The organism is Nocardia tenerifensis NBRC 101015 (assembly GCF_000308715.1).
Lineage (GTDB): Bacteria > Actinomycetota > Actinomycetes > Mycobacteriales > Mycobacteriaceae > Nocardia > Nocardia tenerifensis.
The window spans coordinates 1-8,545 of sequence record NZ_BAGH01000336.1; the positions used below are offsets into that span (position 1 = coordinate 1).

Consider the following 8,545-nt stretch of genomic DNA (forward strand, 5'->3'; position numbering starts at 1 on the left):
GCAGCACGCCGGGGATGTCGAACTTGTGCCGGTTGGTCGGCAGCGCGGGGACCAGCCAGGCGGCGAGCGCGAAGGCGACGAGGCCGATCGGGACGTTGACGAAGAAGATCCACTTCCAGCTGAGGCCGTCGACCAGCACGCCGCCGAGGATCGGCCCGACCAGCGTGGCGAGGCCGGCCACCGCGCCCCACAGACCCATGGCCGCGCCGCGCTTGTCCGGCGGGAAGGTGCGAGTGATCACCGCCATGGTCTGCGGCGTCATCAGCGCGGCGCCGATGCCCTGCGCGGCGCGCGCGGCGATCAGCATGCCGATGGTGCCCGACAGGCCGCACCACAGCGACGCGGCGGTGAACACGGCGAGGCCGATGAGGTAGATGTTCTTGGGGCCGAAGCGATCTCCGAGCCTGCCGGTGACGAGCAGCGGCACCGCGTAGGCGAGCAGGTAGGCGCTGGTCACCCAGATGACCTTGGAGATGTCGGCGTGCAGGTCGGTCATGATGGCCGGGTTGGCGACCGCCACGATGGTCATGTCCAGCAGGATCATGAAGAAGCCGACGACCAGCGCGGTGAGCGCCAGCCACGGATTGCGTTGAGTGGTCATGGATTCGGAGTTCCTATCTCGGAGATGCCCGATGACGGGGGAAGTGGTGCGTGCCACGGCGTGACCTCGGCCGGGTGCGCCGGACGCCTGGTGTGCGGCGTCGGCGGCGGCTCGCCGTGGTGCTGCCTGGTCCACGGATGGTGGTGGCGCTTGGGCGCGCGAACGCCGGTCTCCGGGTCGAAGTCGTCCCATTCCAGTTCGCCGCTCGCCAGTTCGGCGAGAAAGCCGCTGACCCAGGCGATCTCGGCGGCTACCATGGCGTGCAGGTAGGGCATGACGAGGGTGTAGCGGCGCGGCACCTTGTGCTCGGTGGCCCAGCCGATGAGCGTCGCGAGCTCGCCGAGCTCGGCCTCCAGGTGCCCGAGCCGCTCGCGCAGCAACGCGATCACGTCGTCCTTGGGCAGATTGTGCGCCTCGGCGAGCGCGACGGGGAACACCGGATACTCGGGCGCGGGGTACCGCATGATCTCGGTGATCCGGTGGCGCAGCGCCGCGCGTCCACGCTCGGTGATGCGGTAGGTGGTGCGCTCGGGGCGGTTGCCCGCGCGGTCTACCCCCTCGGAGTGGACGAACTCCTGCTCGGCCAGCCGCGCCACCGTGTGATACAGCGACCCGGGGCGCACCTTGATCAGCGCGTCCTCACGGCGCGAGATCAGCAGTTGGTACATCTCGTACGGATGCATGGGCTGCTCCTCGAGCAGCGCGAGCACAGCGATCGCCAAGGGCGTCACCGCCGGACGCGCCTGCTGCGCCATCTCCGTCACCTCCCACAGATCGCTCGAGCGGCGGATACCCACCCGAGCCGAAGCCATCGACTCCAATATGCTCCGCACTAAATATTCCTTGTGGAATATACGGCGCGGAACAAGATGGCCGCAAGATCGGAGCGGCCCGAACCGGGGTGATCACGCGCACAACGAACCGGCCCCGGACATGAGTCGGGGCCGGTCTCGTCAGTGGTCAGTCGGCGGTGCGCACGCTGAGGTCAGGAGCCACCGGCAGGGTCTCGACCCGTCGGAGTCGCCCGGTCCCGGGCGTGCTTGCCCAGACCGTGAAAGCCAGTACCCCGTCGAGGACCATCGCCAGGACTGCGACGAGCAGCGCGCCGACCAGCACGCGGTCGTATCGATAGAGGCTGATGCCGTCGAAGATGTAGCGGCCGAGCCCGCCGAGATTGACGTAGGCCGCGATGGTGGCGGTGGCGACCACTTGAAGAGTGGCGCCGCGCAGACCGGTGAGCAGGATCGGCAGCGCGTTGGGCACCTCGACCCGGAAGAGGATCTGCGTCTCGGTCATGCCCATGGCGCGCGAGGCGTCGACGACATCGGCTGGAACATTGGCGATTCCGGCGTACGCGCCGGCCAGCAGCGGCGGAATGCCCACTGTCACAAGGGCGAGCAGCGGCGGGATGAGGCCGAGACCGAGGCCGAGCACCAGGAAGGTGAGCAGGCCGAGGGTCGGCAGCGCCCGCATGGCGTTGGCGAAGCCGACGAGCACGGCGGCGCCGCGCCGGGTGTGCCCGATCACCAGGCCCAGCGGCACCGCGACCGCGGCGGAGATCACGATGGTGAGGAAGCTGTACCACAGGTGTTCGGCGAGGCGGTGTTGGATGCCAGCGGGCCCGTTCCAGTTCGCGCCGTCGGTGAGGTAGTGCCAGGCGTCAATGAAAAGGTTCATGCAGCAGCGCCTTTCGCCTTGGCCGAGCTCGCGTCGGCCCGCACCCACGGGGTCGACCAGCGGCCGAGCGCGTAGACGAGGCGGTCGAAAAGCAAAGCGAGCGCGAGGATCACGATGATGCCCGCGACGATCTCGTCCGGATAGTCACGCTGATAGCCCTGGGTGAACAGCTTGCCGAGACCGCCGACCCCGATCAGCGCGCCCACCGACACCATGGCGATATTGGTCACCACGACGACCCGCAGGCTGGACACGAAAACCGGGATGGCCAGCGGCATGTCGACGGTGAGCGTGCGGCGCAGCGAGCTGAACCCGACCGCGTCGGCCGCGTCGATCACGTCCGCGGGCACCGAGTCCAGCGCGGCGGGCACGGCGATCACCAGCAGCGCGGTGGAGTACAGCGTCAGCGCGATGATGACGTTCAGCGGGTCGATCGTCGAGATCCCGGCCAGCGGCGGGATGATCACGAACAGCGCGAGCGACGGGATGGTGTACGCCAGGCTCGCCGTGGTCACCGTCGCCCGCCGCAGCCAGGACACGCGGCGAACCAAGGCGCCCAACGGAATCGCGATGATCAATCCGAGCACCAGCGGCACCAGCGCCAGATAGAGATGGGTCTTGGTGAAACCCATGATCTCGGCGAAGTTGTCGATCAGGTACCTCACGCCGGACCCCCGCCGCTCACTTCCTGTTCGAAGAAGTGCCGGTTGCGCTCGGCGTCTTCGACCGCCCGCTGGTCGGCGAGCTGCTGCAGGATCTCGGTCGCCAGCACGCCGCCGCGGACCGCGCCCGAATCGTCCACGGCCACACCGATTCCGGACGGCGAGGAGATCGCCGCGTCGAGCGCCTGACGCAGGTCGCCGGTCGGGGTGAACAGCGAACCGCCCGCGGAGGTGCTGTCGGCCAGCGGACGCCCGCCGCGCACCGCCTCGACGCCGGTCACGTCGATCCAGCCCGCAGGCTTGCCGTCCGCGTCGACCAGGAGCACCCAGTCGCCGCGGTCCAACCGCAGCGCGGGGACCTGCGCCGCGGTAGCGGTCGGGACCTCGTGCAGCGGAACGTCTTTCGCCGTGCGGAAGGACAGCCCGCGGTAGCCGCGATCCCGTCCGACGAAATCGGCGACGAAATCGGTGGCGGGCTGGGCGAGCACATGATCGGGCGCGGCGTACTGCTGCAGCACGCCGCCGCGCCCGAACACCGCGACGCGATCGCCGAGGGTGATCGCCTCGTCGATGTCGTGCGTCACGAACACGATGGTCTTGCGCAATTCGGCTTGCAACCTTTGCATTTCGGTCTGCAACTCGGCGCGCACCACCGGGTCGACCGCGCTGAACGGCTCATCCATCAGCAACACCGGCGGATCGGCGGCCAGCGCCCTGGCCACGCCGACCCGCTGCTGCTGCCCGCCGGACAGCTGCGCGGGGTATCGCCCGGCCAGCGCCCGGTCCAGGCCGACCCGATCGAGCACCTCCAGCGCCGCCGCCCTGGCCGCGCGGCGCGAATCACCGCGCAGCACCGGCACGGTCGCCACATTGTCGACGACCGTGCGGTGCGGCAGCAGTCCCCCGCTCTGGATCACGTAGCCGATGCCGAGCCGCAGCTTGACCGGGTCGACCTTCGAAATGTCCTGTCCGGCAATGGTGATCGTGCCGGAACTGGGCGTGATCATTCGATTGATCATGCGCATCGAGGTGGTCTTGCCGCAGCCGGACGGGCCGACGAACACGGTGAACGAGCCGGAGTCGATGCGCAGATCGAGGTCGGTGACGGCACGGGTGCCGCCCGGGTAGGTCTTGCTGATGCCGCGGAATTCGATATCGGACAACGGTTTTCCCCTAGCCGGCCGGTGTGTTCAGCCCCTGCGCGGCCACCCAGGCCACGGCCGCCGCCTTGGGCTCGGTCTTGCTGCTACCGGACACGGCCTCGTTCAGCTTGATCAGCTCGGCGGTGGTCAGCTTCGCCGAGGCGGCGTTGAGCGCGGCCAGCGCCTTGTCGGTCTTCTTGGCCGCGTTGAACAGCGGGATCACGTTCTGCGCGGGGAAGTTGTGCTTCGGATCCTCCAGCACCACAAGGTTGTTCTGCGTGATAGCGGGCGAGGTGGTGAAGATGTTGGCCGCGGTGACCTGGCCCTCGACCAGCGCGCGCACGGTGGCGGGCCCGCCGCCGTCGGCGATCGGCACGAAGTTGTTCGCGGCGATGTCGAGGTTGTAGTTCTTCTTCAGGCCGGGCAGGCCGCCCGGGCGCTCCTGGAGCTCCGCGGGCGCACCGAATTTCACCTCGGCGGAGTGGGCGGCCAGGTCGCCGATGGAGCGCAGGTTCCAGCGCTCGGCGGTGGCCTTGGTGACCACCACCGCGTCGGAATCCTCGCCGGGGGCGGGGGTGCCGACGGCGAGATCCGCGCCGAGGGCGGCGGTGAGCGCGCTGTTGACGTCGGCCGCGCTGGTCGCGGTGGCGTTCTTGTCCAGGTACTGCAGCAGGTTGCCGTTGTACTCCGGGATCACCGAGATCGCGCACTGGCGCACGGCGGGGATGTAGGCCTCGCGGCTGCCGATGTTCAGCTTGGTGTCGACCTTGAAGCCGTTGACGCGCAACACCTCCGCGTACACCTCGGCTACCGTCTCGGACTCCGGGAAGTTCGCCGAGCCGACGACGAGCCCGTCGCCCTTGCAGTCGCCCTTGCTGGTCAGGGGGTCGGAGTTACCACACGCGGACAGGATCATGGCGACGGCCAGCGCCGCGGCGGCGACGATGAACCGGGTGGCGCGCAGCGCGAGCCGCAGCGCCGACCGGCCATGCCGCGCGGCATCGGGGGTGATCGAGGTTTTCACTGGAGTCCTTCCGGCCTGACGGGCAGTGCGAGGTCCCGGCGCGACACAGCCACCGGTACATTCTGGGTGTCCATACTGCCCGCTTCAGGGTGTTCGTGTTAGCTCTGTCGGTCTCTCGGAGGGTTGGTGTCGCCGGATGGTGTTGCCCGCGTCGCTGCGGATGCTGGCTCGAGTACTGGTCGTCGCGACCGCCACACTGGCCGTAGCCTGCGGTAACGACGATGGGGGCGCGCGGATCACGGTCGGCGCGGGCGATTCGGTCGAGTCGAGCGTGCTCGCCGAAATTTATGCGGGCGCATTGGCCCGCATCGGCACGCGGACCTCGGTCGAGCCCCATCTCGGCAGTCGCACCGACTATCTCGCGGCGCTGGACGCGGGCCGGATCGACGTCATCGGCGAGCACAACGGCGCGCTGCTGGCGTATTTGGATACCAAGGCCGCCGACCGGATACCAGAGCATGTGCGTAAGGCGCTGAGCAAGTCGCTGCCGGAGGGGCTGGTGGTCTCCGACGAGGCCGACGGCACCGACCTGCGGCCGCGAGTCGTGCTGAACGCCGAGACCGCGCGGCGCGACAACATCCGCACCGTCGGCGATCTCACGCCGCGGTGCGGCGCCCTCACCCTCGGCGTCGCGCCCATCCCGGATCTCATCGCGCTACCGCCTTCGCTGGACCGGGTGGCGGGCTGCGACTTCGCCGCGACGGTGCCGTTCCCCGACGCGGCCGCCCTGCGAAAGGCCCTGTCGGATGGGCAGGTTCAAGCGGGCTTGCTGACCGGCGCGCCCGCCGTCGTGCCGGATTCCGCCGACGGCCTGACGACCCTGTCCGACGACGACTACGCCGTGCGCGCGCAGAACGTGCTGCCCCTGTTCCGCAAGGGCGTGCTCGACGAACGCCAGATCAAGAAGCTGAATTACGTTGCGGGCGAACTCACCACCGACGACCTCGCGAAGATGATCCGCAGCGTTCGCGACGACAAAGCGCGGCCCGCCGAGGAGGCGCGCAAGTGGCTCGACGGCCACTCCCTCTAGAACGCCGCACGTTCGGTACCCGAGCTGGCTAACGTCTGACCCGTGAGTATCAGGTTCATCGGCGGCTACGTGGCGCTGGTCGCGATATTGCTGTTCGTCTGGGCGAGCTACCCGGACCGGAATCCGTTGTTCGCGGCGGCGGTGATCTTCGCGCTGATCGCCATGATCGCCATGAACATCTGGATTCACCTCTCGGCCCGCAGGCAGCGCGACAAGAGAAAGGCGCCCCGCCCCGAACGGGACAAGGCGCCTTCCACGAAGTGACCGACTGAGCAGCCGCGAGCGCTCTCCGGTTACGCGACGCCCTCGGCGCGCGCGGCGGCCGCGACGGCCTCGGCGACGGCCGGGGCGACCCGCGGGTCGAGCGGGCTCGGCACGATCTTGTCCGGGCCGAGCTCCTCGGCGACGACGCTGAGGATGGCCTCGGCGGCCGCGATCTTCATGCCCTCGGTGATGCGGCGCGCGCCCGCGTCCAGCGCGCCCTTGAACACGCCGGGGAAGGCGAGCACATTGTTGATCTGGTTCGGGAAGTCGCTGCGGCCGGTGGCGACGATCGCGGCGTACTTGCCGGCGACCTCGGGGTGGATCTCCGGGTCCGGGTTGGACATGGCGAACACGATCGACTCGGGCGCCATCGAGGCGATGAGCTCCTCGGCGATCAGGCCAGCGGACAGACCGAGGAAGACGTCGGCGCCGTTCAGGGCCTCGGCGGCGCCGCCGGTCAGCCCGCGCGGGTTGGTGCGGGTGGCCAGCTCGGCCTTCACATCGTTGAGGTCGCTGCGATCGCTGCCGATGATGCCCTTCGAGTCGAGCACGGTGACGTCCCGAACTCCTGCGGCCAGCAGGATATTCGTGCACGCGACGCCGGCCGCGCCCGCGCCGGACACCACGACCTTGAGCCCGTCGATGGCGCGCCCCTGCACCTTGGCCGCGCCGTTGAGCGCGGCGAGCACCACGATGGCGGTGCCGTGCTGGTCGTCGTGCATGACCGGGCAGTCCAGCGCCTCGATGAGGCGCTTCTCGACCTCGAAGCAGCGCGGCGCGGAGATGTCCTCCAGGTTCACCGCGCCGAAGCTCGGGCGCAGCCGCACGACGGTCTCGACGATCTCGTCGACGTCCTTGGTGTCCAGCACGATCGGGATCGAGTTGAGCCCGGCGAACTTCTTGAACAGCGCCGCCTTGCCCTCCATCACCGGGAGCGAGGCGCGCGGGCCGATGTCGCCGAGGCCGAGCACGGCGGTGCCGTCGCTGACCACGACGACGAGCCGGTCGGTCCAGGTGTAGCGCTTGCAGAGCTCGACGTCCTGCGCGATCGCCCGGCTCACCTGTGCGACGCCGGGGGTGTAGGCGATCGACAGGTCGCGCTGGGTCTCCAGCGGCGCGCTGAGTTCTACCGAGAGCTTGCCTCCGAGATGTCCCGCGAAAATCTCGTCGTGGGTGATTTCGGAAAGACTTGCGGTGGCATTCGGTGCGTCAGTCACAGGTGACACGATTTCACTCCTGCTCGGGCCGGACAAACCGGGGGACGGTTACCGCCGGGTATATAGGTATAAGTGTCAATGGTCGCTCCGCAGGCTCCGCTCCTGCAGATTCTTTATGCTCATCGAGTGCGCTGACCGGTCCGTTTCGCGAGCACGGCGAGTCGTGAAAACCCATAGCCGATTTCACGTGACGTGGCGCGGCACTGATCCGCGGAGCGGGAGCCGGACGGGTAGGTCCGGACAGAACATGCGGCGTGATCCTCGGGTCGCGACGGTGCGTCGCGAGGCGGAGATCTCCGTAACTCCCGTACCCGGCGGTGGCTTAGGTAAAGGAATCCGACATATTCTGCCAGCACTGTCCGCGACATGCCAAACCGGTCGGGTTCCCGCCGTGTCGCGCGCCGGTTCCCAGCCTACCGGGGCGGAATTACCAGGCGGTAAGGGAAAACTCGCACGCGCGCGACGGGATGGTGAGTTGTCAGAACGCGATCGGGTCGGCCGGTGTGAGGTGCTCGGTCGTCGTGTCCTCGGCTTCCCGGCCTGCGTCCAGTCCCCCCTCCTGCCCGGCATGCGAGCAGGCGGGGCCACGCACATCGAGCACGAGCGTCTCGCGCTTGACGCACTCGAAGGACTCGCGCGCGGGCGCCACGTCGATCTCCGTCGCGCCCACCATGCCGGCGTCCAGCGCCGCGATCTCCCGGGCGTCCGGCCGCACCCATACGGTGTCCAGACCCCCTGACATCAACCGCACCCGCCAGTCCGTCTCCGCCCCAGGATGATCGGTGCGCCGATGCATGCCGCGCGTCTCGGTGCGCGCCAGCGCGCTGTACTTGGTCCACCGCGCGACGGCGAGCAGGGCAGCGGCCTGCCTGGCCCGCAACCGGCCCGAATCCGTACCGCCCAGGTCGAATTCGGCACCCGGCCACAT

General features: G+C 68.9%; 9 protein-coding genes and 1 pseudogene. 2 read left to right on the forward strand and 8 right to left on the reverse strand.

All coding sequences use genetic code 11. From position 1 onward, the window contains the following. The 6 genes from ON39_RS26525 to ON39_RS26550 form a co-directional block, all read right to left on the reverse strand. The coding region (locus tag ON39_RS26525) for an MFS transporter (protein WP_040738505.1) at positions 1-601 on the reverse strand (601 nt) is incomplete at its 3' end. Continuing rightward, positions 598-1,413: a PadR family transcriptional regulator gene (locus ON39_RS26530; protein ID WP_246002782.1), complete on the reverse strand. Its 816-nt coding sequence runs from the start codon at positions 1,411-1,413 to the stop codon at positions 598-600. The genes ON39_RS26530 and ON39_RS26525, both read right to left, overlap by 4 nt. Positions 1,414-1,561: 148 nt before the next feature. Continuing rightward, the gene (locus tag ON39_RS26535; RefSeq protein ID WP_040738507.1) at positions 1,562-2,278 is read right to left on the reverse strand and encodes an ABC transporter permease; all 717 of its coding nucleotides are present in this window, start codon (positions 2,276-2,278) and stop codon (positions 1,562-1,564) included. Continuing rightward, entirely contained in the window at positions 2,275-2,943 is a 669-nt protein-coding gene (locus ON39_RS26540) for an ABC transporter permease (RefSeq protein ID WP_040738509.1), read from the reverse strand. The genes ON39_RS26535 and ON39_RS26540 overlap by 4 nt, the downstream gene beginning before the upstream one ends. Then, entirely contained in the window at positions 2,940-4,103 is a 1,164-nt protein-coding gene (locus ON39_RS26545) for an ABC transporter ATP-binding protein (protein ID WP_040738510.1), read from the reverse strand. The genes ON39_RS26540 and ON39_RS26545 overlap by 4 nt, the downstream gene beginning before the upstream one ends. A gap of 10 nt (positions 4,104-4,113) precedes the next feature. Continuing rightward, on the reverse strand, positions 4,114-4,998 hold the full coding sequence (locus ON39_RS26550; RefSeq protein WP_169335920.1) for an ABC transporter substrate-binding protein: 885 nt from the start codon (positions 4,996-4,998) through the stop codon (positions 4,114-4,116). Between the two features lie 244 nt (positions 4,999-5,242). Between ON39_RS26550 and ON39_RS26555 the strand changes: the two genes are divergently transcribed. Both ON39_RS26555 and ON39_RS26560 read left to right on the forward strand, forming a co-directional pair. Further along, positions 5,243-6,136 (forward strand): ABC transporter substrate-binding protein, encoded by an 894-nt coding sequence (locus tag ON39_RS26555; protein WP_040738511.1) that lies wholly within the window; start codon positions 5,243-5,245, stop codon positions 6,134-6,136. Between the two features lie 42 nt (positions 6,137-6,178). After that, positions 6,179-6,400, forward strand: coding sequence for a hypothetical protein (locus ON39_RS26560; RefSeq protein ID WP_040738513.1), 222 nt, complete (start codon positions 6,179-6,181; stop codon positions 6,398-6,400). 29 nt (positions 6,401-6,429) lie between these two features. Here ON39_RS26560 and ON39_RS26565 read toward each other — a convergent pair whose 3' ends face one another. Further along, positions 6,430-7,626 (reverse strand): NAD(P)-dependent malic enzyme, encoded by a 1,197-nt coding sequence (locus tag ON39_RS26565; protein ID WP_040738515.1) that lies wholly within the window; start codon positions 7,624-7,626, stop codon positions 6,430-6,432. 469 nt (positions 7,627-8,095) lie between these two features. Further along, positions 8,096-8,545: pseudogene (locus ON39_RS50810) on the reverse strand (pyridine nucleotide-disulfide oxidoreductase); the annotation flags it as partial.

Coding starts and splice junctions, on each gene's coding strand:
- ON39_RS26555 (WP_040738511.1), top strand. CDS start 5,243: ATGGTGTTGCCCGCGTCGCTGCGGATGCTGGCTCGAGTACTGGTCGTC.
- ON39_RS26530 (WP_246002782.1), bottom strand. CDS start 1,413: ATGGCTTCGGCTCGGGTGGGTATCCGCCGCTCGAGCGATCTGTGGGAG.
- ON39_RS26550 (WP_169335920.1), bottom strand. CDS start 4,998: ATGATCCTGTCCGCGTGTGGTAACTCCGACCCCCTGACCAGCAAGGGC.
- ON39_RS26535 (WP_040738507.1), bottom strand. CDS start 2,278: ATGAACCTTTTCATTGACGCCTGGCACTACCTCACCGACGGCGCGAAC.